Raw genomic sequence first — 26818 nt, forward strand, 5'->3', positions numbered from 1 at the left:
CTCACAGCCTGACCCCGGGCGAGGCGCTGTAGCTGTCGAGCACGTTGACGTAGTTGGCGCGCTCGAACTCCGCCGGGTTGGGCACGGCCAGGGCGCTGACCCGGCCACGGAAGTCCTCCACCGACTCGAACCCCTGCTCCTCCATCCATTGCTCCACCCCGCCGATCACCTCGCCGAGATAGGCCGGGCCGTGGGCGAGCAGCGCGCTGCACAGGTGTACCACGTCGGCGCCGGCGAGCAGCAGCTTGATCGCGTCCGCGGCGGTGTGCACGCCGCCGGTGGCGCCCAGCGACAGGCCCTCGAAGCGACCGTGGAGCAGGGCGATCCAGCGCATCGCCAGCAGCGCCTCGGCCGAGGTCGAGGGGTGCAGGCTCGGCTGCAGGCGCAGGGTGTCGATGTTGATGTCGGGCTGATAGAAGCGGTTGAACAGCGCCACCCCGTTGGCCCCGGCGGCGGCGAGCTGACCGATCAGGTGGCCGAGCGAGCTGAAGCTCGGCGAGAGCTTCATGTTGATGGGGATGGCGACGTGAGCGCGCAGGTCGCGCAGCAGGTCGAGATAGCGTGCCTCGACCGTGGCGCCGTCCTGACCGATGTCGCCGGCGACATAGTAGACGTTGAGTTCCAGGGCGTCGGCCCCGGCACGCTCGATCTCGCCGGCATGGGCGATCCAGCCGCCGGGGGTGACGCCGTTGAGGCTGGCGATGACGGGGATGTCGAGCGCCGCCTTGAGCCGGCCGATGTGCGCCAGGTACTGCTCGAGCGGGCTGTCGAAGTCGTGATAGTCGGGCAGGAAGCCGTCATCGGCCTCGGCGAAGCCGATCTCCTGGTGGTGGAGGAAGCGCACCATGGCCTCGGACTCGGCGCTGACCGCCTCCTCGAACAGCGACCAGAGGATGATCGCCGAGGCGCCGTGGTCCTCGAGCGCGCGCGCCTGGTCGAGGCTGCGTGAGAGCGGCGAGGCGGAGGGGACGAAGGGGTTGCTGAGGTCGAGACCCAGATACTTGGTCGCTAGATCCATGATCGGCTCCGTGTTCGGTCCGGGACGGTGTGTTCAGTGGTTGTGCTCGTCGGCATCGGCCGCTGGCGCCTTCTGCAGCGCGATCTGCGCGAGCTGCTCGTAGAGGCTGAAGCGTGTCTGCACATGACGCTGGGCCTGTTGCAGGTAGCGTTCGGCGGCCTCGGGGTGGATGCGCTCGAGCACGCTGAAGCGGGTCTCGGTGGCGATGAAGTCGCGATAGGGCAGGCTCGGCGGCTTGCTGTCGATGTGCAGCGGGTGTTCGCCGGCGGCGGCGCGGCGCGGGTCGTAGCGCAGCAGCGACCAGTGTCCCGAGTTGACCGCCATGTCCTGCTGGCGCAGGTTGTTGGAGAGATCGACGCCGTGGGCGATGCAGGGCGCGTAGCAGATGATCACCGAGGGGCCGGGGTAGGACTCGGCCTCGAGGAAGGCGCGCACCGTCTGCACGTCCTTGGCGCCGAAGGCGACCTGGGCGACATAGACGTTCTCGTAGGCCATCGCCATCAGCGCCAGGTCCTTCTTGAAGGTCGGCTTGCCGCCGGCGGAGAACTTGGCCACGGCGCCGAGCGGGGTGGCCTTGGAGGTCTGGCCGCCGGTGTTGGAATAGACCTCGGTGTCGAGGATCAACAGGTTGACGTCGCGTCCGCTGGCGAGCACGTGATCGACACCGCCGTAGCCGATGTCGTAGGCCCAGCCGTCGCCGCCGACGATCCACACGCTGCGCTTGACCAGCTGATCGCACAGCCCCTCGAGCAGTCGCGCCTCGGGCGCGTCGATGCCGCTGAGCGCCAGGCGCAGCCGCTCGATGCGTGCGCGCTGGGCGTGGATGCCGGCCTCGTCGGACTGCCCGGCCTCGAGGATCTCGCGCGCCAGCCCCACGCCGATGGTGTCGGCGAGCCGACCGAGCAGCTCGCGCGCCTGATCGCGCTGCTTGTCGATCGCCAGGCGCATGCCCAGGCCGAATTCGGCGTTGTCCTCGAACAGCGAGTTGTTCCAGGTCGGTCCGCGGCCCTCGGGATCGGTGGTGTAGGGCGTGGTCGGCAGGTTGCCACCGTAGATCGAGGAGCAGCCGGTGGCGTTGGCGATCAGCATGCGGTCGCCGAAGAGCTGGGTGGCGAGCTTGACGTAGGGCGTCTCGCCGCAGCCGACACAGGCCCCGGAGAACTCGAACAGCGGCTGCATCAGCATCGCGTGCTTGATCTTGGTCGGTTCGAGCTGGGTGCGGTCGTACTCGGGGAGATCGAGGAAGAAGTCCCAGTGTGTCTGCTCGGCGGCATGGATCTCGCCGGCCTCGACCAGGTTGAGCGCCTTGCGGCTCGGGTCCTTGCGGTCGCGGATCGGGCAGACCTCGACACAGAGCCCGCAGCCGGTGCAGTCGTCGGGGGCGATCTGGTAGCTGATGCGGTGTCCGGCGGGGAAGTCGCGTCCCTTGACCGGGGCGCTGAGAAAGCCCGCGGGCGCGCTCGCCAGCGTCTCCTCCGGATAGACCTTGGCGCGGATCGCCGCGTGCGGGCAGACCAGCGGGCACTTGCCGCACTGGGTGCACAGCTCCGGCTCCCACAGCGGCAGTTGCAGCGCGATGTTGCGCTTCTCGAAGCGGGTGGTGCCGGTCGGCCAGGTGCCGTCGGCGGGCATCAGGCTCACCGGCAGCCGGTCGCCGAGTCCGGCGATCAGCGGTGCGGTGACCTGGCGGACGAACTCGGGGGCATCGGCCGGGACCACCGGCGGGCGCTCGAAGTCGCTGCTCGGCGTCGCCGGCACACTGACCTGGTGCAGCCCGGCGAGCGCGGCGTCGATCGCGCGATAGTTGCGATCGAGCAGGCGCTGGCCCTTGCGTCCGTAGGTCTTGCGCACCGCCTCCTTGATGTGGGTGATGGCCTCGTCGCGGGGCAGCACCCCGGAGATGGCGAAGAAGCAGGTCTGCATGATGGTGTTGATGCGCCGTCCCATGCCGGTCGCGGCGGCGATGCCATAGGCGTCGACGACATAGAAGGCGAGCCCCTTGTCGATCATCTGTTGCTGCATCGACCGTGGCAGGCCGTTCCACGCCTGATCGGGCGGGGCGGCGCTGTTGAGCAGGAAGGTCGCCCCGGGGGCGGCGAGCGCGAGCATGTCGTAGCGCTCGAGGAAGGTCGGTTGGTGACAGGCGACGAACTGCGCCTCGTCGGCGCCGATCAGATAGGTGCTGGAGATCGGTCGCGGGCCGAAGCGCAGATGGCTGATGGTGACCGCGCCGGCCTTCTTGGAGTCGTACTGGAAATAGCCCTGGCCGTAGTTGGGCGTCTCCTCGCTGATGATCTTGATCGAGTTCTTGTTGGCCGAGACGGTGCCGTCCGAGCCGAGTCCGTAGAAGACGCAGGCGCTCACGCCGGCGCTGGCGTCGGGGCGGAAGGCGGGGTCCCAGTCGAGGCTGGTGTGGCCGACGTCGTCGATGATGCCGACGGTGAAGGGGCAGCGCGGCTGCTCGGCGGCGAGCTCGTCGAGCACCGCCTTGGCCATCGCCGGGGTGAACTCCTTGGAGGACAGCCCGAAGCGCCCGCCGATCACCCGGGGCATCGTCGCGCGCGCGCCGCTGGCATGGGCCTGGGCGAGGGCGGTGAGCACGTCCTTGTAGAGCGGCTCGCCGTCGGCGCCGGGCTCCTTGGTGCGATCGAGCACCGCGATCCGCGCGGCGCTGGCGGGCAGCGCGGCGAGCAGCGCCTTGGGCGCGAAGGGACGGAACAGCCGCACCTTGACCAGCCCGACCCGCTCGCCGCGCGCGACCAGGTGCTCGATGGTCTCCTCGGCCGCCCCGATCCCCGAGCCCATCAGCACCAGCACGCGCTCGGCGTCGGGTGCGCCGACATAGTCGAAGGGCTGGTAGTGACGACCGGTGTGTCCGGCGAAGCGGGTCATCACCCGGGCGACGATCTCCGCGGTGGCCTCATAGTAGGGGTTGACCGACTCGCGCCCCTGGAAATAGACGTCGGGGTTCTGCGAGGTGCCGCGGATCACCGGTCGGTCGGGGTTGAGGGCGCGCGCGCGACAGGCCCGTACCTGCTCCTCGCTGATCAGCGCGCGCACCGTCTCGCGCGGGATGCGCGCGATCTTGCTGACCTCGTGCGAGGTGCGGAAGCCGTCGAAGAAGTGCAGGAAGGGCACCCGGCTCTCCAGGGTCGCGGCCTGGGCGATCAGCGCAAAATCCATCACCTCCTGCACCGAGGCCGCGCACAGCATCGCGAAGCCGGTGCCGCGGCAGGCCATGACGTCACCGTGATCGCCGAAGATCGACAGCGCCTGGGCGGCCAGCGAGCGCGCCGAGACATGGATCACCGTCGGGGTCAGCTCGCCGGCGATCTTGTACATGTTGGGGATCATCAGCAGCAGCCCCTGCGAGGCGGTGAAGGTGGTCGCGAGCGACCCCGCCTGCAGCGCCCCGTGGACCGCGCCGGCGGCACCGGCCTCGCTCTGCATCTCGACCACGTCGGGGACCGTGCCCCACAGATTGGTGACCCCCAGCGAGGACCACTCGTCCGACCACTCACCCATCGGCGAGGCCGGGGTGATCGGGTAGATGGCGATGACCTCGTTGGTCATGTGGGCGATGTAGGCCGCGGCTTCGTTGCCGTCGAGCGAGACCATTTCTGTGTGCGACATCGATCTGTCCCGGGTTGCGAGGTGGCTGGAGCGGGGGCGCGGCGGTTGCTCGTGACCCCTGGTCCGGAGGCTGTCCCGACCACTGGGGCGCGAGCCGGTCTGTCATCCGGCGTCCGGCACGTCGCCCCGATCAACTATAGTCGCTATCTGTGAATGCTTTTGATCGCCGGGCAAGCGGCGATCGACCGACGGGGATGATGTCAGGAACCCTGATGAATGCAGTGATCGAACAGGCGGGGTTGGCCCTGCGCGAGATGCGCGAGACCGACCTCGCGACGGTGATGATGGTGGAGCGTGCGGCCTATCCCCACCCCTGGAGCGAGGGGGTGATGCGCGACTGTCTGCGCGCCGGCTACGACTGCCGGGTGGGCGAGCTCGACGGCAGGCCGGTGGCCCATGCGGTGGTTTCGGTGGCGGTCGGTGAGTGTCACGTGCTCAACATCACCGTCCATCCCGACTGCCAGCGTCGCGGCTTCGGTCGCGCCCTGCTGCGCGCGCTGGTCGAGCGCGCCCGCGCCAAGGGGGCGCAGACCGCCTTTCTCGAGGTGCGCGCCTCCAACACCGCCGCGCGCGCGCTCTACGAGGCCGAGGGTTTCTGTGAGATCGGCCGTCGTCGCGGTTACTACCCCGCCGCCAATGGCCGCGAGGACGCCCTGGTGCTGGCGCGGGAGCTCGCTGGGATGCATGGCGCGTTGGCCGGGGATTGAACCGCAAAGACACAAAGCGCGCGAAGGCGTTGCAGGGGAGGGAGGTGCCTCGACGACGATGGCGCCACAGTCAGTCGCTGGAGGCGACTGACTGCGAGTGACGAGGATTGCTTTGCGTGCTTCGCGTCTTTGCGGTTGGGGGCTTATAGCTCGCGCGTGGCGGAGAAGCGGACCTCGGGCCAGCGCTCCTCGGCGAGGCTGAGGTTGACGCGGGTGGGGGCGAGATAGACGAGCTGGTCGTCGCCGTCGAGGGCGAGATACTCGTGGTTCTTGTCCTTGAAGCGCTCGAACAGCTTGGCGTCGTCGCAGCTCACCCAGCGCGCGGTCTGGACGTTCACGGCCTCGACGATGGCGTCGACGCCGTACTCGTCCTTGAGGCGGTAGGCGGCGACGTCGAACTGCAGCACGCCGACCGCGCCGAGGATCATGTCGTTGTTCTTGAGCGGGCGGAAGACCTGGGTCGCGCCCTCCTCGGCAAGCTGTACCACGCCCTTCTGCAGCGCCTTCATCCGCAGCGGGTCCTTGAGCACCACGCGGCGGAACAGCTCGGGGGCGAAGTAGGGCACGCCCTCGTACTTGAGCTCCTCGCCCTCGGTGAAGGTGTCGCCGATCTGGATGGTGCCGTGGTTGTGCAGACCGATGATGTCGCCCGGCCAGGCCTCCTCGACGTGACGGCGTTCATCGGCCTGGAAGGTGATGGCGTTGGCGATCTGAATGGTGCGACCGATACGTACGTGACGCATCTTCATGCCCTTGCGGTAGCAACCCGAGCACACCCGCATGAAGGCCACGCGGTCGCGGTGGGCGGGGTCCATGTTCGCCTGGATCTTGAACACGAAGCCGGTGAAGCCTTCTTCGGCGGGCTCGACCGGGCGCTGCAGGGTGTTGCGCGGGCGCGGCGGCGGGGCGTACTGGACGAAGGCGTCGAGCAGCTCGCGCACGCCGAAGTTGTTGATCGCCGAACCGAAGAACACCGGGGTCTGGCGCCCGGCGCGGTAGGCCTCGAGGTCGAGCGGGTGGCTTGCGCCCTCGACCAGCTCCAGCTCCTCGCGCAGCTCCTCGGCCTGATCGCCGAGCACCTCGTCCATGCGCGGGTTGTCGAGCCCCTCGATCACCTCGCCCTCGACGATGCGCCCGCCGTGCTGGGCCGAGAACAGATGGGTGCGCCCGTCGCGCAGGTCGTAGACGCCGCGGAAGCGCTTGCCCATGCCGATCGGCCAGGTCACCGGCGCGCACTGGATCTTCAGCACCTCCTCGATCTCGTCGAGGACCTCGATGGCGTCGCGGCCCTCGCGGTCGAGCTTGTTGACGAAGGTGAGGATCGGGGTGTCGCGCAGCCGGCAGACGTCCATCAGCTTGATGGTGCGGTCCTCGACGCCCTTGGCCACGTCGATCACCATCAGCGCCGAGTCGACCGCGGTGAGGGTGCGGTAGGTGTCCTCGGAGAAGTCCTCGTGGCCGGGGGTGTCGAGCAGGTTGACGGTGGCCTCGCCGTAGGGGAACTGCATCACCGAGGAGGTCACCGAGATGCCGCGCTGCTTCTCCAGCTCCATCCAGTCGGAGGTGGCGTGGCGGGCGGCCTTGCGCCCCTTGACCGTGCCCGCGAGCTGGATCGCGCCCCCGAACAGCAGGAGCTTCTCGGTGAGGGTGGTCTTGCCGGCGTCGGGGTGGGAGATGATGGCGAAGGTACGACGTTTGTCGAGTTGCGCTTGAAGCTCGCTCATAAGAGGTGTCTGGCGTTGCTGGCTGCGGACTGGGAAAACCGCCGATTATATCCCCGCGACCCGGTTGCGTTCATCCGCCGGGTGGGCGGCTCGGGCGGGGAAATGGTTGAACCGCCAAGATACCGTCTTGCCCGTCAATCGCCGATCAAGCACACCAGCTTCGCCGACCGGATGCTGGATGCTGATTCGAACCGCAAAGCCGCGAAGGACGCGAAGAAGACTTGATGGAATCGAGGTCTCGGCGGTGGTGCCGGCTTCCCACGGTGGGTGGCAGCTGGCAGCTGGCAGCTGGCAGCTGGTGACTGGTGACTGGTGACTGGTGACTGGTGACTGCAAGCCTTTCTTCTCTGCGCGTCCTTCGCGTCCTTCGCGGCTTTGCGGTTCAATCCCCTTGGTAGCTGGTAGCTGGTAGCTGGTAGCTGGTAGCTGGTAGCTGGTAGCTGGTAGCTGGCCGTGGCTTGAGCCAGGGCCGCGCCGCACCAATCTCTGGCGGGTGCGCCGAGTCGGTGCGCGTTCATTCTCAAGCCTGCGCAGGAGTCGAGACGTGGAGACGACAGCGGTTGCCGATCTGATTCGTCGGGGGATGCCCGAGGCCGAGGTGGAGGTCACCGGCGATGGTGAGCACTTCGACGCGGTGGTGGTCAGCGAGCGGTTTGAGGGGCTGACGCCGCTGGCCAAGCAGCGGTTGGTGATGGAGACGGTCAAGGCGGAGATCGCCAGCGGCGCCTTGCACGCCATCTCGATCCGCACCCTGACCCCGGCGCAGCGCGCCGCGGGGTGAGGGCAGGGCGGGTGCCGCCTGCGCGGCACCCGGACGACGCCTTGCGGCGTCGCCCGGCCCGTCTTACTCGATCTCGACCGGGATCTTGCCGATGCGCGCGCGCCACTCGGCCGGGCCGCTCTGGTGCACCGCGCCGCCGCGGCTGTCGACGGCGACCGTGACCGGCATGTCCTCGACCTCGAACTCGCGGATCGCCTCCATCCCCAGGTCCTCGAAGGCGACCAGGCGCGAGGACTTGATCGCCTTGGCCACCAGATAGGCGGCGCCGCCGACGGCCATCAGATAGACCGCGCCGTGTCGTGCGATCGACTCCACCGCCGCCGGGCCGCGCTCGGCCTTGCCGACCATGCCGATCAGCCCGGTCTCGGCGAGCATCTGCTCGGTGAACTTGTCCATGCGCGTGGAGGTGGTGGGACCGGCCGGGCCGACCACCTCGTCACCGACCGGATCGACCGGGCCGACGTAGTAGATGAAGCGATTGGTGAGGTCGACCCCCTCGGGCAGCGACTCGCCGCGCGCGAGCATCTCGGTGATGCGCTTGTGCGCGGCATCGCGTCCGGTCAGCAGCTTGCCCGAGAGCAGCAGGCGCTCGCCCGGCTGCCACGCGGCGATCTGCTCGCGGGTGAGGGTGTCGAGATCGACCCGACGCGCGCCGGCGGCGCCGTCCCACTCCAGTGCCGGCCAGTCCTCCAGGCGCGGCGGCTCGAGCTTCGCCGGGCCGTTGCCGTCGAGGGTGAACTCGACGTGCCGGGTGGCTGCGCAGTTGGGGATCATCGCCACCGGCAGGGAGGCTGCGTGGGTGGGGTAGGTGTGGATCTTGACGTCGAGCACGGTCGCCAGTCCGCCGAGCCCCTGGGCGCCGATGCCGAGCGCATTGACCTTCTCCATCAGTTCCAGACGCAGCGCCTCGATCTCGTCCTCGGCGCCGCGCTGTTGCAGCTCGTGGATGTCGATCGGCTCCATCAGCGCCTCCTTGGCCATCAGCATCGCCTGCTCGGCCGAGCCGCCGACACCGATGCCGAGCATCCCCGGCGGGCACCAGCCGGCGCCCATGGTCGGCACCGTCTTCAGCACCCAGTCGACCAGGCTGTCGCTGGGGTTGAGGATGGCGAACTTGGACTTGTTCTCCGAGCCGCCGCCCTTGGCGGCGATCTTCACCTCGAGGCTGTCGCCCGGCACCAGCTCCATGTGCACGATCGCCGGGGTGTTGTCGCGGGTGTTCTTGCGCGCCCCGATCGGCGGCGTGACCATCGAGGCGCGCAGCGGGTTGTCGGGGTGGGTGTAGGCGCGGCGCACGCCCTCGTCGACCATCGCCTGCACGCTCTTGTCGGTCTCCCAGCGCACCTCCATGCCGACCTTGAGGAAGACCACCACCATGCCGGTGTCCTGGCAGATCGGGCGCCGGCCCTCGGCGCACATCCGCGAGTTGACGAGGATCTGTGCCATGGCGTCCTTGGCCGCCGGCGACTCCTCGGCCTCGTAGGCCGCGGTCAGGGCGCGGATGTAGTCCTGCGGGTGGTAGTAGGAGATGAACTGAAGGGCATCGGCGATGCTCTCGACGAAGTCAGACTCGCGAATGGTGGTCATCGTCTCTCGTGGCTGTTTGGCTGTGGGGGAGGGGCTCGCCGTCATCGATGGCGCGCCCCGTGTTGCAGTGGTCGCCATCGCCGGCGGCCGGTCTGTTCGCGCCAGTATATCAATCGGGTTTGGCGTGCCGCCTCGCGCGCGCCCGCGCGTTCATTACATGGACGAAGGGTCAGAAACCCTCGATTGTCATTTTTTTCAAAAAAGGGGTTGCGCGATCAGGGGAGGGTCTGTAGTATACATGGCTCACGACGACAGGCGCATAGCTCAGTTGGTTAGAGCACCACCTTGACATGGTGGGGGTCGTTGGTTCGAGTCCAATTGCGCCTACCAAGCACCGGGCCGTCAGTCTCCAAACGTCAGTATGCCCCACTACGGTGGCGACGACCAAGGAGGCTGGCGGCTTTTTTTCATGTGATCCCTCGTATCGATCACCACTGAACACCCAAGGTCCGCGCATGCCTCAGATTACCCTTCCCGACGGCTCGACGCGTCAGTTCGACGCGCCGGTCAGTGTTCACGATGTTGCCGCATCCATCGGTCCCGGTCTCGCCAAGGCGGCGCTCGCCGGTCGCGTCGATGGCGAGCTGGTCGACACCTCCTATCGCATCGATCGCGATGTCGAACTCGCCATCGTCACCAGCAAGGACGAGGAGATCGCCCTCGAGCTGATCCGTCACGATGCCGCGCACGTGATGGCCCAGGCCGTCCAGGAGCTCTACCCCGGCACCCAGGTCACCATCGGCCCGGCGATCGAGAACGGCTTCTACTACGACTTCGCCCGCGACGAGCCCTTCACCCCCGACGACCTCGAGCGGATCGAGGCGCGGATGCACGAGATCGTCAAGCGCAACCTGCCGATCGTGCGCGAGGAGCTGCCGCGCGAGGAGGCCAAGCGGGTCTTCGCCGAGCTCGGCGAGCACTACAAGGTCGAGATCATCGACGCCATCCCCGAAGGCGAGACCATCACCCTCTATCGCCAGGGTGACTGGTTCGACGTTTGTCGCGGTCCGCACCTGCCGAGCACCGGCAAGCTCGGCAACGGCTTCAAGCTGACCAAGCTCGCCGGCGCCTACTGGCGCGGTGATGCGGCCAACGCCATGCTGCAGCGCATCTACGGCACCGCCTGGCGCGACAAGAAGGAACTCAAGGCCTATCTGCGTCGTCTGGAAGAGGCCGAGAAGCGCGATCATCGCAAGCTCGGCAAGCAGCTCGATCTCTTCCACTTCCAGGACGAGGCCCCGGGCATGGCCTTCTGGCACGCCAAGGGCCGGGTGGTCTACCGCCTCGCCGAGCAGTACATGCGCGAGAAGCTGGAAGAGTACGGCTATCAGGAGGTCGAGACCCCGCAGGTGCTCGACCGCTCGTTGTGGGAGCGCTCCGGGCACTGGGAGAAGTTCGCCGAGAGCATGTTCACCACCCAGCTCGACGATCGCGACTTCGCGATCAAGCCGATGAACTGCCCCGGCCACATCCAGCTCTACAACCAGGGGCTGAAGAGCTATCGCGACCTGCCGCTGCGCATGGCCGAGTTCGGCGTGGTTCATCGCAACGAGCCCTCCGGCACCCTCCACGGGCTGATGCGCGCGCGTCGCTTCACCCAGGATGACGCCCACGTCTTCTGCACCGAGGAGCAGCTCCAGCCCGAGGTCGCCACGCTCATCGACATGGTCTTCGAGACCTATCGCGATTTCGGCTTCGACAACATCGAGCTGGCGCTCTCGCTGCGCCCCGAGAAGCGGGTCGGCAGCGACGAACTCTGGGACAAGGCCGAGGCGGCGCTCAAGCACTCGCTCGACGCCAAGGGTCTCGAGTATCGCGTACAGCCGGGCGAGGGCGCCTTCTACGGTCCCAAGATCGAGTTCACCCTGCACGACAGCATCGGTCGGGCCTGGCAATGCGGTACCATCCAGGTCGATTTCTCGATGCCGGGGCGGCTCGGCGCGCACTACATCGCCGAGGACAACAGCAAGCAGACCCCGGTGATGATCCACCGCGCGGTGCTCGGTTCGGTCGAGCGTTTTATCGGTATCCTCATCGAACACTACGCCGGCCTGCTGCCGCTGTGGCTCGCTCCGGTGCAGGTGGTGGTGCTCAATATCACCGATCGCCAGGCCGACTATGTCGCTGAGATCGCTAAGACCTTGCGTGCAAAGGGCTTGCGTGTTGAGACCGACTTGAGAAACGAGAAGATCGGCTTTAAAATCCGCGAGCACACCCTGCAGAGGGTGCCCTATCTGCTCGTCATCGGTGACCGCGAGGTGGAAACCCGCTCCGTCGCCGTGCGTGACCGCAAGGGCCAAGATCTCGGAACGCTCGAGCTCGACGCCTTTGTCGAGCGTGTAGGCGAGGAGATGACAAACCGAATCGCCTAACCCGGTCGGGCTGCGCGGACGACGATCGACGTTGCCTGATGCCCGATCGATCGTGATCTGTGCTTTTGGAGGAACCTGCTATCGCTGCACCAAAGAGAAACCGCGTCAACAAGGAAATCAACGTACAGGAGGTACGTCTGATCGGCGCGGACGGTAACCAGGTCGGCGTCGTCAGTACGCGAGAGGCTCTCACCCTCGCCCAGGAAGCGTCGCTCGATCTGGTCGAGATCGTTCCTAATGCCGATCCGCCGGTGTGTCGGCTCATGGACTTCGGTCGTTTTCTCTTCGATCAGAAGAAAAAGAAGAACGAAGCCAAGAAGAAGCAAAAGCAGGTTCAGGTCAAGGAAGTCAAGTTCCGTCCTGGAACGGATCAGGGAGACTATCAGGTCAAACTACGCAACCTGACGCGTTTCCTGCAGGAAGGGGACAAGGCCAAGGTCACCATGCGTTTTCGTGGTCGCGAGCATGCTCACCGTGAACTCGGGCTCGAGCTGCTGCGGCGCGTGGAGAGCGACCTGGCCGAGATCAGTACCGTCGAGCAGCAGCCGCAGATGGAAGGGCGGCAGATGGTGATGGTGCTGGGTCCCAAGAAGAAATAGCGACACCGAACGGATCGTCGATCCTCTTCCCCGAAGAGCACGCCCCGGCGTGGCCGCCGCCCGACCGTCGTCGACACGACGGTCGGGCGATGTGGCGTCGTCGGTTCGTTGCCGTCGCTGTAAAAACAAAAGATCAGCAAATAGCGGAGTATCGAATGCCCAAGCTGAAATCCAACCGCGGAGCCGCGAAGCGCTTCAAGCGCACCGCATCCGGTTCGGTCAAGTGCAACGCCTCCCACCGGCGTCACATCCTGACCAAGAAGAGCACCAAGCGTAAGCGTCAGCTGCGTGCGCCGCAGCGCATCCACAAGTCGGATGTGCGTGCAGCGCTGCGCATGATCCCTTACTGCTAACCCGCTGATTCCAACCGGAGACTCCACATGCCACGAGTGAAACGCGGTGTTACCGCTCGCGCCCGCCACAAGAAGGTTCTGAACGAGGCCAAGGGTTATTACGGTGCCCGCCGCAAGGTCTATCGCGTCGCCAAGCAGGCCGTCATCAAGGCCGGCCAGTACGCCTATCGCGACCGTCGCCAGAAAAAGCGTCAGTTCCGCGCCCTGTGGATCGCCCGTATCAACGCCGCTGCGCGTGCCAACGGTCTGTCCTACAGCCGCCTGATCGCCGGTCTGAAGATGGCCGGCGTCGAGGTCGACCGCAAGGTGCTGGCCGACATCGCCTACCACGACAGCGTCGCCTTCGCCGCGCTCGCCGCTCAGGCGAAGGAAGCGCTGGCTTGAGGCGCGCGGCGTGGTCCGCCTCGGCTGACCACGCCGGTGACGGCGGTCGGTATGGGCGCGTGACGAGCGTCTGCCTGCAACACCTTCCCAGGGATCGGGTCGCTCGACAACGCCAGGGGTGCGTCGCCGAGATCGCGACCCGCCCCGCGCTCGCCGCCATCCCGCCTGCGTAGCCGCCGAACGGAAGAGGGAAAGGCCCCGGTCTTTCCCTCTTTTTGCGTCATGGGGCTGGCAGGCCGTTCAACAGACACCCCTGTCGGAAGATCCAGGTATGGCAGAAGAAATCGGACTCGATATCGACACCCTCTGCGAGACGGCGCTCGCGGCCATCGCCGCCGCCCCCGATCTCGCCACGCTCGATCAGGCGCGGGTGCGCTATCTGGGCAAGAGCGGCGAGCTGACCGCGTTGCTGAAACGGCTCGGCACCCTGCCGCCGGCCGAGCGTCCCGTCGCCGGGCAGCGCATCAACCAGGCCAAGGGCCAGGTCCAGAGCGCGCTCGACGCACGTCGCGAGACGCTGGAACAGGCCGCGCTCGAGGCCCGCCTCGCCGCCGAGCGCATCGACGTCACCCTCCCCGGACGCGGCATCTCCGCCGGCGGTCTGCACCCGGTCACCCGCGCGCTGCGCCGCATCGAGCGGCTGTTTGCCGACGCCGGCTTCGCCGTCGAGCAGGGCCCCGAGGTCGAGGACGCCTATCACAACTTCGAGGCGCTCAACATCCCCGCGCACCACCCCGCCCGGGCGATGCACGACACCTTCTATTTCAACGCCGAGCTGCTGCTGCGCACCCACACCTCGCCGGTGCAGGTGCGGGTGATGGAGGAGCAGGCGCCGCCGCTCAAGCTCATCGCCCCGGGGCGCGTCTATCGCTGCGACTCGGACCTGACCCACACCCCGATGTTCCATCAGGTCGAGGGTCTGGTGGTCGACGAGCAGATGAGCTTCGCCGACCTCAAGGGCGTGCTCTACGACTTCCTGCGCAACTTCTTCGAGCGCGATCTGGAGCTGCGTTTCCGCCCCTCCTACTTCCCCTTCACCGAGCCCTCCGCCGAGGTCGACATCCAGTGCGTGATGTGCGGCGGCGACGGCTGTCGGGTGTGCAAGCACACCGGCTGGCTCGAGGTCTTGGGCTGCGGCATGGTCTACCCCGAGGTGTTCCGCCACGTCGGCATCGACCCCGACCGCCACCAGGGTTACGCCTTCGGCATGGGCGTGGAGCGACTGGCAATGCTGCGCTACGGCATCGACGACCTCCGACTCTTCTTCGACAACGATCTGCGCTTCCTGCGACAGTTCGCCTGAGGCGCGCTGGAGCGCGGCGCGCGCCTGAGCCCAGGCGCGCGCCGCGCTCCGCTCGGGACGGCACCCGCGGGTGCCACGGAAAGCGCCGAGCCGCTCGGCCTTTCGCCAACATCTTCATCGAGGCCCCGGCACCGACGCGCGCCGGGACCGAAGCACAGGAAAGCGGGACATGCGATTCAGCGAGGCATGGCTGCGGGAGTGGGTCAACCCGCCGGTCGATACTCAGACTCTGGCCGATCAGCTCAGCATGGCAGGACTGGAAGTGGACGCGGTGGAGCCCGCCGCGGCCGCCTTCAGCGGCGTCGTGGTCGGTCTGGTGCAGGCGCTCGAACAGCACCCGGACGCCCAGAAGCTGCGCGTCTGCACCGTCGACGTCGGTGGTGACGAGCCGCTGCAGATCATCTGCGGTGCGGCCAACGTCGCCGCCGGCATGCGCGTGCCGGTGGCCACCATCGGCGCGCGGCTGCCGGGTGACTTCAAGATCAAGAAGGCCAAGCTGCGCGGCGTGCAGTCCTTCGGCATGATCTGCTCGGCGAGCGAACTCGGCCTCGCCGAGTCCTCCGAGGGCATCCTGCCGCTGCCTGAGGACGCGCCCATCGGCACCGACTTCCGCGCCTGGCTGGGGCTCGACGATCACTGCATCGAGGTCGACCTGACCCCGGACCGCGGCGACTGCCTGAGCATCGCCGGGCTCGCCCGCGAGGTCGGGGTGATCAACCGCGCCGCGCTCACCCGCCCCGATTTCGCCCCGGTCGCGCCCGTCTGCGACGATCGCGTCGAGGTTCGCCTGCTCGCCGAGGAGGCCTGTCCGCGCTATCTCTGCCGCGTGGTGCGCGGCATCGATCCCGCCGCCACCACGCCGATGTGGATGCAGGAGCGGCTGCGCCGCAGCGGCGTGCGCGCCATCTCCCCGGTGGTCGATGTCACCAACTACGTGCTGCTCGAACTCGGCCAGCCGCTGCACGGCTTCGATCTCGCTCGCGTCGAGGGCGAGATCCAGGTGCGCATGGCCGCCCCCGGCGAGCGCCTCGTGCTGCTCGACGACAGCGAGATCGAGCTACGCGCCGACACCCTGGTGATCGCCGACACCAGCCGTCCGCTGGCCGTCGCCGGCATCATGGGCGGGGCCGGCTCCGGCGTCGGCGCGGACACCCGCGACGTGCTCCTCGAGAGCGCCTTCTTCTCGCCGCTGGCCGTCAGCGGCAAGGCGCGCAGCTACGGTCTGCACACCGACTCCTCGCACCGCTTCGAGCGCGGCGTCGACCCCGAGCTGCAGCGCCAGGCGATCGAACGCGCCACCGCGCTGCTGCTGGCGATCGCCGGCGGCACCCCCGGCCCGGTGGTCGAGGCGGTGGCCGAGTCGGCGCTGCCGCAACGCGCCGCGCTCACCCTGCGCGAGGCGCGGGTGGGGCAGGTGCTCGGCGTCGCGCTGGAGCGCGAGACCATCGTCGACATCCTCGAGCGTCTCGGCATGACGCTCGAGATGGTCGAGGGTGGCTGGCGCGTCACCCCGCCGAGCGCGCGCTTCGACCTGCTCCACGAGGTCGACCTGATCGCCGACATCGGTCGTATCTACGGCTACGACAACATCCCGGTGCGCCAGGCCACCACCAACAGCGCCATGCGTCCGGTGCCCGAGGGCGCCTTCGAGACCGATCGCGCGCGACTCGCGCTGGTCGATCGTGGCTATCACGAGGTCATCACCTACAGCTTCGTCGGCCCCGAGCTGCAGGCGCGCATCGACCCCGAGCGCGAGCCGCTGAAGCTCGCCAACCCGATCAGCAGCGAACTCTCCTGCATGCGCACCAGCCTGTGGCCGGGCCTGCTGCAGTGCGCCCGTCACAACCAGGCGCGCCAGCAGGCGCGAGTGCGCATCTTCGAGAGCGGGCTGCGCTTCATCCCCGAGTCCGAGGGACTGGCTCAGCGCGAGGCCATCGGTGGCCTGAGCCTCGGCGCGGTGGCGCCCGAGCAGTGGGGGCAGGGTGAGCGTGCCGCCGACTTCTTCGACCTCAAGGCCGACGTCGAGGCGCTGCTCGCGCTCACCGGCGCGCCCGAGCGTTTCGCCTTCGTCGCTGCCGCCCACCCGGCGCTGCACCCGGGGCAGAGCGCGCGCATCGACTGCGACGGCGCGCCGATCGGCTGGATCGGCATGCTCCACCCGGCGCTCGCCGCCGAACTCGACCTCGACGGCAACGCCTTCCTCTTCGAGCTGGAGCTGGCCCCGCTGGATCTTGGCGTCGCGCCGCGCTTCAGTCCGATCTCGCGTTTCCCCAGCATCCGCCGCGATCTCGCCATCGTGGTCGATGCCGAGGTCGACTTCGCCGCCGTCGCCGCCTGCGCCCGCGCCGCCGGCTCCGAGCTGCTGCGCGACCTGGTGCTGTTCGACGTCTATGCCGGCGACAACATCGAGAAAGGACGAAAAAGTCTGGCTTTGGGATTGATTTTACAGGCTTCTTCTCAGACACTTACCGAAGAAGTGATCGACGACGCGGTGGGCCGCATCCTGGCCCGGTTGACGTCCGAACTTGACGCACGATTGAGGGATTGACGGTATGGCTTTGACCAAAGCCGACATGGCTGAACATCTGTTCGACGAGCTGGGGCTCAACAAGCGCGAGGCCAAGGACATCGTCGAGATGTTCTTCGAGGAGATCCGTACCGCGCTCGAGCGCGGCGAACAGGTCAAGCTGTCCGGGTTCGGCAATTTCGATCTGCGCGAGAAGAAGGAGCGACCCGGCCGCAACCCCAAGACCGGGGAAGAGATCCCGATCACCGCGCGTCGCGTCGTCACCTTCCGTCCAGGCCAAAAGCTCAAATCGCGGGTGGAAGCCTATGCCGGAAACGAAAGGTAGCGTCGGCAGCCAGGGGGAGGGCGAACTCCCGCCCATCCCCGGCAAGCGCTATTTCACCATCGGTGAGGTCAGCGAGCTGTGCGGCGTCAAGCCGCACGTGCTGCGCTACTGGGAACAGGAGTTCCCCCAGCTCAAACCGGTGAAACGGCGCGGCAACCGCCGCTACTATCAGCGCCACGACGTGCTGATGGTGCGCCAGATCCGCAACCTGCTCTACGACCAGGGTTTCACCATCGGTGGCGCCCGTCAGCAGCTCAGCGGTGAAGGCGCACGCAACGACCTCAACCAGACGCACCAACTGCTCCGGCAGATGCGTCTGGAACTCGAAGAGATCCTTCAGGTCCTGAGGCGTTGACAAGAGACCGCTAGCCCGATATTATTTCGGTCTCTTCACGGGGCGTAGCGCAGCCTGGTAGCGCACCTGAATGGGGTTCAGGTGGTCGGAGGTTCAAATCCTCTCGCCCCGACCAAAATAAAAAAAGCGGCTCTGCTTTGGCAGGGCCGCTTTTTTTTGTGTCTGTAGAAATGAGGTTTTCTCGGTTTTTGGCCCCTCAAGGCGGGGCTTTCATGCGATGGTCTGATGACGGCTCTGGCTGCCGGGCTTGTTGAGCGTCTGAGGGCAAGCAAACGGCTTACACACGCCTTTGCGCGGCGGGATCATCGAACTATGCCGCGCCGATCGCAGTAGCGGCGTCAGTCCTTCACAACCGAGGTGAATTCGCAGCCTTCGTGTGGGGATATCTATCGGGGTAGCCTGACCACCTGGTGCTGGCTCTCTGGCTGGGCGCTGAACAAATGACAAGACAGTCGAACCTCAACCCGGACAAAGCGCTGATCTTTCGCATCACGCACCGGGACAACTTGCGGTGGATCCTGCGCAACGGCATCGCCTGCCGAGGCGGAGCACGGCAAGATCCGCGCTTTCGTCGCATCGGCAACCCGGAGCTGATCGAGGCGCGATGCCATCGCCCGGTTCCGATCGCGCCTGGAGGCACCCTCGCAGACTATGTGCCCTTCTATTTCACCCCGTTTTCCCCGATGCTCTTGAACATCAAGACCGGGTATGGCGGCATCCCGCGCGTGCCGAACGACGACATCGTGATCCTGGTGTCCAGTCTGCGCCGCGCGGAACAGGATGGCCTGCAGTTCGTCTTCACGAATCGGCACGCCTATCTGATCGCTGCCGAGTATTTCAACAATCTGGCGGACCTCGATCGGGTCGATTGGGATCTCCTCCAGCGCCGGGATTTCAAACGCGACCCGGAGGACCCGGATAAGTTCGAGCGCTATCAGGCAGAGGCGCTGATCCGCGATCTGGTGCCGACGCGGAGCTTACTCGGGGTCGTCTGTCACGCGGAGGCGCTGACGGATCGCGTGACCGCTGATGTGAGCGCACTGGGGCTGGATCTGAAAGTGATCTGCCGCCCGAACTGGTACTTCTGATGATCGAATTCACCCAAGGTAACCTGCTGGATGCGGACGTCGATGCAATCGTGAACACGGTCAACACCGTCGGTGTGATGGGCAAGGGTATCGCCTTGATGTTCAAGGAGAAGTATCCCGAGAACAACCGGGCTTACATGGCCTATTGCAAGGCTGGAGCGTTCGAGCCCGGCTCCCTGTTCGTCACCAGGCAGAGCGATCTGTTGGGGCCGCTCTGGATCGTGAATTTTGCGACCAAGCAGCACTGGCGCCATCCGAGCAAGATGGAATGGATCGAGTCCGGCCTCCGCGAGTTGCGGGAGTTCATTGAGGCTAACCAGGTGCGGTCGATCGCCGTGCCGCCCCTGGGCGCTGGCAACGGCAAGCTGGATTGGTCAGCGGTGAGACCCTGCATCGAGCGCGCACTCGGGGATCTCGAATCCGTTCGCGTCGTCGTGTTCGAGCCGACGGCCAAGTACCAGAACGTCGCCAAACGCACAGGGGTCCAGACGCTGACCCCTGCCCGCGCGATGATTGCGGAGCTGGTCCGGCGTTATTGGATCCTCGGTTTCGAGTGCTCGCTCCTGGAGATCCAGAAGCTGGCCTGGCTGCTGGAGCGTGCGATCGAGCGTCATGAGCTGGATAACCCGCTCGACCTGCGTTTCGAGGCCAACCGTTACGGACCCTATGCCCATCGGCTGCACCACCTGCTCGATGGCCTCGATGGCAGCTATCTGCACTGCGACAAGCGCTTGGCCGATGCCGGCCCCCTCGACGTGATCTGGTTCGAAGAGGCCCGGAAGGAATACCTGAGCACCTATCTTACCGGTCCCGAGATGGCCTCTTATCGCGAGGCGTTCGATGAGACCGTCGCCCTGATCGATGGCTTTCAGTCGCCGCTCGGAATGGAGCTTTTGGCAACGGTCGACTGGCTTCTGAGCCGCGAGGGCTGTGAGCCGTCGGTTCAGGGCGTGATCGCTGCTCTGGCTACCTGGCCCGGCGGCAAGGATGCGGGTGAACGCAAGCGCCGCCTCTTCGATGATCGCTTGATCCGCCTCGCCCTCGATCGGCTCGCGAGTTGAAACCGCGGCTTGCGAGTCGCCCGGTGTTCAGTCGCTTCGGCGCATGAACATGCTGGGCCGTCCTTGGCCCGGACGGGAAGCGCGACAATGCAGCGTGCCTCTCGCCACTTGCTTGGGCTCTGGCCCGTTCGGTGACGCTGATTCATCACTCTGGGCGATGGGCGAGAGCAAGGGAAGCCGGCCATGGCTGTCCCCTTGTTTCCCGGAGTGGTGCCGGTGCTCGTCATCTTGGCGGCTAGCTTCATGGCCCTGCGGTCTGCTGGTGTACACTGCGCATACCATGATCATTGGGGAGCTTTCGACGATGAAGGACGGCACACCACTGGCAGACACTCTGAAGGAGCTTCGCCGCGAGCTGGAGGAGGCGTGGCGCGAAGGAGAGGGTAAGGATATACGCTTCGGTGTGGACTCCATCGACGTCGAACTTCAGGTCACGGTCTCGAAGAGTGCCGAAGCGGGGGCCGATTTTAAGCTTTGGGTCATCAACGGCGATGCGAAGGGTGAGGTTGCCGGCGAGTCCCTGCAGAAGCTTCATCTCACCCTGAGCCCTTATCGTGTCGATGACAAGGGTAATCGTGAGCCACTGCTGATCAACGATACGCGTCGTCGCCAGGGTCCGAATCGCCGTAATTGATCGCCTCTCCACTTGGTAGCACGGAGGCAAACCAATGCGTTCCCCCGATAAGGCCCTTATCGTCACGATCCTGGTGCCGACTCGATCTGACAACCCCAGCAAAGATGGTCCCTGGGACGGTGCTGTTGGCACCGGCTGCGTCGTCGGCGAGGACCTGATCCTGACCGCCCGCCACGTCGTCTCGCCGCCGGAGCGCAATCCAGAGCATCCGATCCGAATCCGTTGGTACGGTCAGTGCACCGACGATGATCCTTTCTCGGGCTGGGTCGAGCTTGAGGAAGACGACAAGGCAATCCGCTGGACGGGGAAGGGCGACCTGGATGCCGCCCTGCTGGTCTGTCCACGCCACGAGGCGTTACGCGATATGCGGGTCTATCGTGTCGCCATCTCCCGGCCGCCTGCCCTGGCGTGCTGGGAGAGTCGCGGCTTTCCTCAAGCCAGCGTCGTGGGTGATGAAAGCGGTCATGGCGATTTCTGTGGCTCTGTGCTGAGCATGGGCTGGGAGGATCCGTTTTTTTCCGTCAAAAGCGACTTGCCGGCGGGCGAAGAAGCCAGGCACTGGAGCGGGGCTTCGGGCATGCCAATCCTGGTTGGCGAGCGCATCGTGGGTATCGTCCAGGCGGTGCCGGATCACTTCGGCAATCAATTGCTCCGTGCGGTTCCGACCTTCCGGATGCTCGAAGACTCGACGTTCTGCGCCGAGATGGGCTTTGCCGCATTGCCTGACCTCTGCACGCGTGCGCGTAACCTGATGATCGATGCGCTGGGCAAGAGCGATGAGGCCGTTAACGGGCTCAAGGCCCGGCTCGCTCCCGAGTGTGGAAACCTGAAAGCTTGCCGTGAGGAACTCGCTAACCGTGTCCTTGAACTGCCTCTCAGAGAGGTCGTGGACACGGCACGCGGGGTGCAGTCAGAGCTTCGCTCTAAAGGGAAGGAATCCGCCGCCAATGTGGTTGCCCGCTTCGTCGAGGCGCTGCTCCCAACCGGAGCGGACCCAGCCGAGCTTGGCAAGATTCGTCCGGCGCAGCCAGGCACGGAAAGCGCCTTGATTCGTCTTGATGCTCACTCACCTACCTTGGTTGAGATCCTGATGGCTGCCGCCGATGGTCGCGAAACCTTGTTCCGGCCGCTGCACGATCGGCGGACTTTTCCGTTAGGCAAGGCTTGTGTGGGGCGGGTGCCGGAGGGGGGGCGTGATCCGGGCGGCGATCAGCGCCTGCAGGATATCACCACCGAATTGCTCGCGCTCTGTGAGTTCGCGTTTTCGGATGACCTGGATCGTGCCGTTTTTGGACATCTCAAGTGCATCCTCCCCCAGGACTGGCAGGTAGAACCCAAGGGATTGACTGACCAAGAACGCGAGGCGTTCGAGAAAGGTCTGGTCAGGAAGATCAATGATGAGCTGGATGATCTGGCCATAGATCACCGGGTCGATGGGTGCTCCTTTACGTATTACTTGGTTGTGGAGACACCGGCATCGCTCACCGATGCAGAGCAAGCGCGCCGTGACGAGACGCTTGGTAAGATCAAGGCGCGATTTCCACAAATCGCCATTCTCTGCACGGCACCGAAGCCGAACCTACCCTGGGATGAGCTTGAACCCTTTGGCAATCTACGGGCCTTGCTCTACAAGAGGCCCAAGAGCGACTCATGAGCTTCCTTCCTGTCCGAGATGATCTGGTGGTGGATCTTGCCGCCAGCGGAAACAATCCCGCTGCCCGTCATCGCTTCGAGCCCGAGCAGTTGAAAGCCATCAACGCCGCGCTCTCGGCTGGGCGGCCACTGCTGGTCCGGGGCGAGCCTGGTATCGGCAAGAGCCAGCTTGCCCGAGCGGCGGCCAAGGTACTCAAGCGTGCTTTCGTGCAGCATGTAGTCGATGCGCGCACCGAGTCGCACGATCTGCTTTGGCACTTCGATGCCGTCGGACGACTTGCGGCTGCCCAGGTCGAGGGGGTCCTGCAGTCACGTCACAAAAGCTGTGCGAAGAGATATGGCTCCGATCCTAAGAAGCACCTGGCGGTCCGCCACTTCCTCTATCCACGAGCACTTTGGTGGGCCTTCGATCACCAGGATGCGGCCAGCCAGGCACCCGACGCCGCAGCCGAGCAGCCGCCGCAGCTCGATGGCGGCGATTGGGAGAGCGGGTGTGTCGTCCTGATCGACGAGATCGACAAGGCCGAGTCCGATGTCCCCAATGGTCTGCTCGAGGCCTTGGGTGCCCAACGCTTTGTGCCACCTGGCCGCTCTCAGCCCGTGCTTGCCAAGGGTCCGCCGTTGCTCGTGATCATCACGACCAACGAAGAGCGGGTTCTACCCGACGCCTTCATCCGTCGCTGTCTGGTGCTGCATCTGACGTTGCCACGCGAGCGCGAAGCGCTCATTGCCAGACTGATGGAGCGTGGCTGTACACACTTTCGCAATGCCGAGACCGGAGACCTGGATGTCGCCCCCGAGGTTCTGGAGGTCGCCGCCAACCTGCTTGCCGACGATCGTGCCGAGGCCGAGCGCCGGCAGTGGCGTCCGCTGCCGGGACAGGCCGAGTACCTGGATCTGGTGCGTGCCGTCGTTGTGCAATCCGATGGTGACTTAAGCCGTCAGTTGGAGCTGATCGATCAGGTTGCGGCCTTCGTCCTCAAGAAACACCCGGATGCGGCGCGCGAGGCACTGGATAGCACGGGCTGATGGACCCAATCACCCGACGAACAAGGCTTGGTCGAGCGGATCTGGTCGCTGCGTTGGCCGCGGCGGACGACGTAACCGCTGACGCAATCGCCGCGCGGCTTGGTCTGGAGCGCAAGGAACTCCGCGACCAGCCATTGGATGCACCTCCTCCGGATGAGTCCGCAAGTGATACGACGGAGCAGCCATCGAACGCGGCGATCAGGCTGCGGGCGGACGGCTCGTTCCAGCCGGTACGTTTCTGGTTTCCGCACTCGGTTGTCTTTCATCAGCATGATCGTACCGAGACGAGCATGCCGGTGCCTGCCTATCGCGGCTGGACCGATCGACCAACTGTACCGCCGCCGTTCTTTCCTCTGACGTCTTGGTCGGAACTCGCGCCACGCTTGCGCAGAGTGTTGAGCGACTACCGGGAGAGTCGCACGCTTGATGTCGAGCGCGCGGTCCGCGCCATCGGGCGCGGACAGGTCCTCACTCGGTTTCCCCGCGAGCGTCGGCGCCGTTGGGGGCCGGCCTTGATGCTGCTCAACGACGACAGCCCCCGACTGTTGCCGTTTCTTCTCGATCGTCGACTGGTGCGAGGCTGGCTCGCGCGGTTGCTGCCGGCTCACGCCTTTGGCCAGGCCACGGTCGGCTTGGGCGAGCTGCGGCCGCGTGTCGCGCGCGGCTCAGCGGTTTCCTGGCCGCCACCGCCCGGTACGCTGGTGCTTGCCATGAGCGATCTCGGTGCCCTGGCGGTTGTCGGCGACGAGCTGCAATCTGCCTGGCAAGAGCTTGGCCGCACGCTCCTGGGGGCCGGCTGTTTCCCCTTGGCGCTCTTTCCGGGCCCGCTCGAACGGTGTCCGCCCGAGTTGGCGGCCGTGTGGCGACTGATCCCTTGGGAGCGCCCGCGCGCGCATGATGGCCGTTCTGCCCAGGAGCGGCGAGACGCGTTGCTCCGGTTGGTCTCGCCCGCGTCCCGCATCGAGCCGGGCCTGCTGCGTGCCGCTCGGCTCCTATTGCCGCCGGACCAGGCGGATGCCGCGACCGAGTGCGATGTTTGGCAACACCCGGCACTTGTTGGTGACTCGCCCGCCGGCGCAACGATCGAGCTGGAGCAGGCGCGTGCGTTGCGCACTGCTTTCAGTCGTGATGAGCCCCTGGATCGTCGTCGTCAACTGATCCGTCTGATCAAGGCCTGGCGCTACGAGCGACCCCCAGAGATCTGGTTCGATGAACTACTCAACGTCGAGGACGAAACGCGGGGCAAAGGTTTGGAAGACTCCAGCCTGGAGGATCTGAGCCGTGACCTTGAAGACGCGCGCGCCTATTTTCATGCGTTCTGTCACGAGGCTGATCTCGAACAGGTCGCCGGATGGCCCGAGAATGACCGTGATTGGCTCGAGCGGATTCGGGTTCGCTCTACGGACTACCTATGGGCCGATCCCATGGTTGGTCGTGACTTGGCGTCTCGGGCGAATGAGCTTCTCCGGTATCGTCAGGATCCGAATGCAGCCTCCGATGCGATTCGCGCGGAGCAGGCTGGGGCCGCGTGTCGGTCGACGGAACGTTGGATGCTACGACAGCTTGGACAGCGGCTGATGGCCGTGCCGTTCGTGGATACGGTCAGCGCGGCTGGCAGTGCGCTGGTCGAGATCGGCAGCCGTGGAGGACGATTGGATCTGCATGTCATCGAAGGCGCTGATCCATGCTTCTGGGATGGGGTTTGGGATGGTGGGCGGGCACCGCCCTGGGCCACCGACTGGGGCTGGGACGTCTACGGTGCCTGGGTGGAATTCGCGATCGAGGACAAGGCTGGCCAGCCGGTCACCCAGCGCATGCGTTGGATCGAGCCGGGGCGCTTTTGGATGGGGTCGCCGGAGGACGAGCTGGGGCGAGGTGGCAATGAAGGACCGCGGCATGAGGTGACGATTCAAGAGGGCTTCTGGCTGTTCGAGATCGCCTGTACCCAAGCCCTGTGGGAGGCGGTGACGGGCGAGAATCCGAGCCGTTTCCAAGGTCCGGAGCGTCCGGTGGAGCAGGTGAGCTGGAATCAGGTTCAAGGCTTCATCGAGACGATCAATGCCCGCCTGCCGGGACTGGCGTTGAGCCTGCCGAGCGAGGCGCGGTGGGAATATGCCTGTCGGGCGGGGAGCGATACGGCCTTCAGTTTCGGCGAGACCATCACCCCCGAGCAGGTCAACTACGCTGGCAATCATCAGGGGACCGTCCCGGTCAAGGCATTGCCTCCAAACGGTTGGGGGCTCTACCAGATGCACGGCAATGTTGACGAATGGGTGCAGGACGCTTGGCACAACACTTACAAAGGTGCGCCTAAAGACGGCTCGGCCTGGGAGTCCGCCGAATCCGGCGCGCTGCGGGTGATCCGCGGGGGCTCCTGGGTCAGCGTTGCGCGGGGCTGTCGTTCCGCCTTCCGCGGCAGGGTCGGGCCCGGCCTCCGCGTCAGCAACCTTGGCTTCCGGTGCGCCCGAGTTCAGGTCCGTGAGTCAGGCACGCCGGAGGCGGAGCGAGTGGAGCTGGCGCGACCCGGCCCGCGGAGCGGAGTAGGCCGGGGCGGGACGGCTCCGTCTCGCGCAGCCGGGCAGGGGCACGTCAAACCGCAATTGTTGCGACTCGACATCGCCGCCTCGGCCTCGGTTGAACTGCCGGACGCGCCGGGGCTGGAGATCCGCACCGATCGCGAGATCCTGCGCTTGCAGCGCTGTGCAATGCCCGGCTGGGCCAAGGCCATGGGGCGCGATCGCTTTGGTCTCTGGGCCGAGATCCAGATCGAGCCGGTATCACCCAATAAAGCGCCGCAAGCAGTTCCCGAGAACGTGTCGAAGCCCGTGATCCAGCGTCTTCGCTGGATTCCGCCCGGTCGCTTCCTGATGGGCTCGCCGGAGGACGAACCGGGGCGTTGGGGCGACGAGGGGCCTCAACATTCGGTTACCGTCGGTCAGGGCTTCTGGCTGTTCGACACCCCCTGTACCCAGGCGCTATGGGTGGCCCTGGGTTTGGAGAATCCGAGTCGCTTTCAGGACCCGGCGCGGCCGGTGGAGCAAGTGAGTTGGGACGAGATCCAGCAGCGGTTTTTACCGGCGCTGAACGAGCGCATTCCGGGCTTCATCTTGCCGAGCGAGGCGCAATGGGAGTATGCCTGTCGGGCGGGGACGCAGACGGCACTCTACTCCGGTCCGATCGAGATCCGGGGCGACATGGATGCCCCCGACCTGGACCCGATCGCCTGGTATGGCGGCAACAGTGGGGTGAATTATGATCTGGCCGACGGTGAGGACACGACGAGCGGCGATTGGTGGTCGGGGAAGCAGAAACAATACCCCCATGAGCGGGCTGGTACGCGTCAGGTCAAAGGGAAGCTCCCCAATCCCTGGGGGCTGTACGACATGCTCGGCAACGTTTTGGAATGGACACAGGATGCCTGGCATGACTCCTACGAGGGCGCGCCACTCGACAGTTCGGCTTGGGAGTCCGCTGAATTCGGCGCGCTGCGGGTGATCCGCGGGGGCTCCTGGCTCAGCGATGCGCGGTACTGTCGTTCCGCCTACCGCTTCAGGGACTGGCCCGACTACCGCTACTGCAACCTTGGCTTCCGGTGCGCCCGAGTTCAGGTCTTGTGAGCCAGGCGAGGATTAGGAAGAGCGGAGCGCGATGGCCAGGGATGGCCTGTTCCGACAGACGCCCGGCA

At 66.0% G+C, this 26818-nt stretch carries 21 protein-coding genes and 2 tRNA genes; 19 read left to right on the top strand and 4 right to left on the bottom strand.

Going from position 1 to position 26818, the window contains the following annotated elements:
* Position 1: 1 nt before the first annotated feature.
* Both ACAM26_RS16330 and nifJ read right to left on the bottom strand, forming a co-directional pair.
* The gene (locus ACAM26_RS16330) at positions 2 to 1018 is read right to left on the bottom strand and encodes a dihydroorotate dehydrogenase-like protein (RefSeq protein WP_123140310.1); all 1017 of its coding nucleotides are present in this window, start codon (positions 1016 to 1018) and stop codon (positions 2 to 4) included.
* Between the two features lie 33 nt (positions 1019 to 1051).
* Positions 1052 to 4651, bottom strand: coding sequence for a pyruvate:ferredoxin (flavodoxin) oxidoreductase (nifJ, locus tag ACAM26_RS16335; RefSeq protein WP_369614119.1), 3600 nt, complete (start codon positions 4649 to 4651; stop codon positions 1052 to 1054).
* Between the two features lie 212 nt (positions 4652 to 4863).
* On the opposite strand from nifJ, the gene rimI reads away from it, so the two are divergent.
* Positions 4864 to 5358, top strand: coding sequence for a ribosomal protein S18-alanine N-acetyltransferase (gene rimI / locus ACAM26_RS16340; protein WP_234523701.1), 495 nt, complete (start codon positions 4864 to 4866; stop codon positions 5356 to 5358).
* 143 nt (positions 5359 to 5501) lie between these two features.
* Here the strand turns inward: rimI and ACAM26_RS16345 are convergent, their stop codons facing one another.
* Positions 5502 to 7082, bottom strand: coding sequence for a peptide chain release factor 3 (locus ACAM26_RS16345; protein WP_369614120.1), 1581 nt, complete (start codon positions 7080 to 7082; stop codon positions 5502 to 5504).
* Between ACAM26_RS16345 and ACAM26_RS16350 the strand changes: the two genes are divergently transcribed.
* The gene (locus tag ACAM26_RS16350; RefSeq protein ID WP_369614121.1) at positions 7068 to 7307 is read left to right on the top strand and encodes a hypothetical protein; all 240 of its coding nucleotides are present in this window, start codon (positions 7068 to 7070) and stop codon (positions 7305 to 7307) included. The two genes, ACAM26_RS16345 and ACAM26_RS16350, sit on opposite strands and share 15 nt — an antisense overlap.
* Before the next feature lie 319 nt (positions 7308 to 7626).
* Positions 7627 to 7863, top strand: coding sequence for a BolA family protein (locus ACAM26_RS16355; protein WP_005220592.1), 237 nt, complete (start codon positions 7627 to 7629; stop codon positions 7861 to 7863).
* Between the two features lie 63 nt (positions 7864 to 7926).
* On the opposite strand, the gene ACAM26_RS16360 is transcribed toward ACAM26_RS16355, so the two are convergent.
* A complete protein-coding gene (locus tag ACAM26_RS16360; RefSeq protein WP_369614122.1) occupies positions 7927 to 9450 on the bottom strand; it encodes a fumarate hydratase in 1524 nt (507 codons plus the stop codon).
* Between the two features lie 253 nt (positions 9451 to 9703).
* Here ACAM26_RS16360 and ACAM26_RS16365 point away from each other — a divergent pair.
* The 16 genes from ACAM26_RS16365 (at position 9704) to ACAM26_RS16440 (ending at position 26750) form a co-directional block, all read left to right on the top strand.
* Positions 9704 to 9780 (top strand) — tRNA-Val (locus tag ACAM26_RS16365).
* Between the two features lie 125 nt (positions 9781 to 9905).
* Entirely contained in the window at positions 9906 to 11822 is a 1917-nt protein-coding gene (gene thrS / locus ACAM26_RS16370) for a threonine--tRNA ligase (RefSeq protein WP_369614123.1), read from the top strand.
* Between the two features lie 65 nt (positions 11823 to 11887).
* The gene (gene infC, locus ACAM26_RS16375) at positions 11888 to 12421 is read left to right on the top strand and encodes a translation initiation factor IF-3 (protein WP_123140427.1); all 534 of its coding nucleotides are present in this window, start codon (positions 11888 to 11890) and stop codon (positions 12419 to 12421) included.
* Positions 12422 to 12576: 155 nt separating this feature from the next.
* A complete protein-coding gene (gene rpmI / locus ACAM26_RS16380) occupies positions 12577 to 12774 on the top strand; it encodes a 50S ribosomal protein L35 (RefSeq protein ID WP_005220599.1) in 198 nt (65 codons plus the stop codon).
* A gap of 27 nt (positions 12775 to 12801) precedes the next feature.
* Positions 12802 to 13158 carry a 50S ribosomal protein L20 gene (gene rplT, locus ACAM26_RS16385; RefSeq protein WP_005220602.1) on the top strand — a complete coding sequence of 119 codons (357 nt, stop codon included), beginning with the start codon at positions 12802 to 12804 and terminating at the stop codon, positions 13156 to 13158.
* Between the two features lie 271 nt (positions 13159 to 13429).
* Positions 13430 to 14461, top strand: a complete 1032-nt coding sequence (gene pheS / locus ACAM26_RS16390; RefSeq protein ID WP_369614124.1) for a phenylalanine--tRNA ligase subunit alpha — start codon at positions 13430 to 13432, stop codon at positions 14459 to 14461.
* A gap of 169 nt (positions 14462 to 14630) precedes the next feature.
* On the top strand, positions 14631 to 17009 hold the full coding sequence (gene pheT, locus ACAM26_RS16395) for a phenylalanine--tRNA ligase subunit beta (RefSeq protein ID WP_369614125.1): 2379 nt from the start codon (positions 14631 to 14633) through the stop codon (positions 17007 to 17009).
* Positions 17010 to 17013: 4 nt separating this feature from the next.
* Positions 17014 to 17313 (top strand): integration host factor subunit alpha, encoded by a 300-nt coding sequence (ihfA, locus tag ACAM26_RS16400; RefSeq protein WP_005220608.1) that lies wholly within the window; start codon positions 17014 to 17016, stop codon positions 17311 to 17313.
* Positions 17294 to 17668 (top strand): MerR family transcriptional regulator, encoded by a 375-nt coding sequence (locus tag ACAM26_RS16405; protein WP_005220610.1) that lies wholly within the window; start codon positions 17294 to 17296, stop codon positions 17666 to 17668. Before ihfA ends, ACAM26_RS16405 begins: the two co-directional genes overlap by 20 nt.
* Positions 17669 to 17706: 38 nt before the next feature.
* Positions 17707 to 17783, top strand: a tRNA-Pro gene (locus tag ACAM26_RS16410).
* 295 nt (positions 17784 to 18078) lie between these two features.
* Entirely contained in the window at positions 18079 to 18756 is a 678-nt protein-coding gene (locus ACAM26_RS16415; protein ID WP_369614126.1) for a DUF4433 domain-containing protein, read from the top strand.
* Positions 18756 to 19817 carry a macro domain-containing protein gene (locus ACAM26_RS16420; protein WP_369614127.1) on the top strand — a complete coding sequence of 354 codons (1062 nt, stop codon included), beginning with the start codon at positions 18756 to 18758 and terminating at the stop codon, positions 19815 to 19817. Before ACAM26_RS16415 ends, ACAM26_RS16420 begins: the two co-directional genes overlap by 1 nt.
* Before the next feature lie 304 nt (positions 19818 to 20121).
* Entirely contained in the window at positions 20122 to 20451 is a 330-nt protein-coding gene (locus tag ACAM26_RS16425; RefSeq protein WP_369614128.1) for a trypco2 family protein, read from the top strand.
* 34 nt (positions 20452 to 20485) lie between these two features.
* Positions 20486 to 22105 (top strand): hypothetical protein, encoded by a 1620-nt coding sequence (locus tag ACAM26_RS16430; RefSeq protein WP_369614129.1) that lies wholly within the window; start codon positions 20486 to 20488, stop codon positions 22103 to 22105.
* Complete coding sequence (locus ACAM26_RS16435) at positions 22102 to 23133, top strand: AAA family ATPase (protein ID WP_369614130.1); 1032 nt, start codon at positions 22102 to 22104, stop codon at positions 23131 to 23133. Before ACAM26_RS16430 ends, ACAM26_RS16435 begins: the two co-directional genes overlap by 4 nt.
* On the top strand, positions 23133 to 26750 hold the full coding sequence (locus ACAM26_RS16440; RefSeq protein ID WP_369614131.1) for an SUMF1/EgtB/PvdO family nonheme iron enzyme: 3618 nt from the start codon (positions 23133 to 23135) through the stop codon (positions 26748 to 26750). The genes ACAM26_RS16435 and ACAM26_RS16440 overlap by 1 nt, the downstream gene beginning before the upstream one ends.
* Positions 26751 to 26818: the final 68 nt, after the last annotated feature.

Origin of the sequence: Marichromatium sp. PS1 (assembly GCF_041155115.1) — a bacterium.
GTDB lineage: Bacteria > Pseudomonadota > Gammaproteobacteria > Chromatiales > Chromatiaceae > Marichromatium > Marichromatium gracile.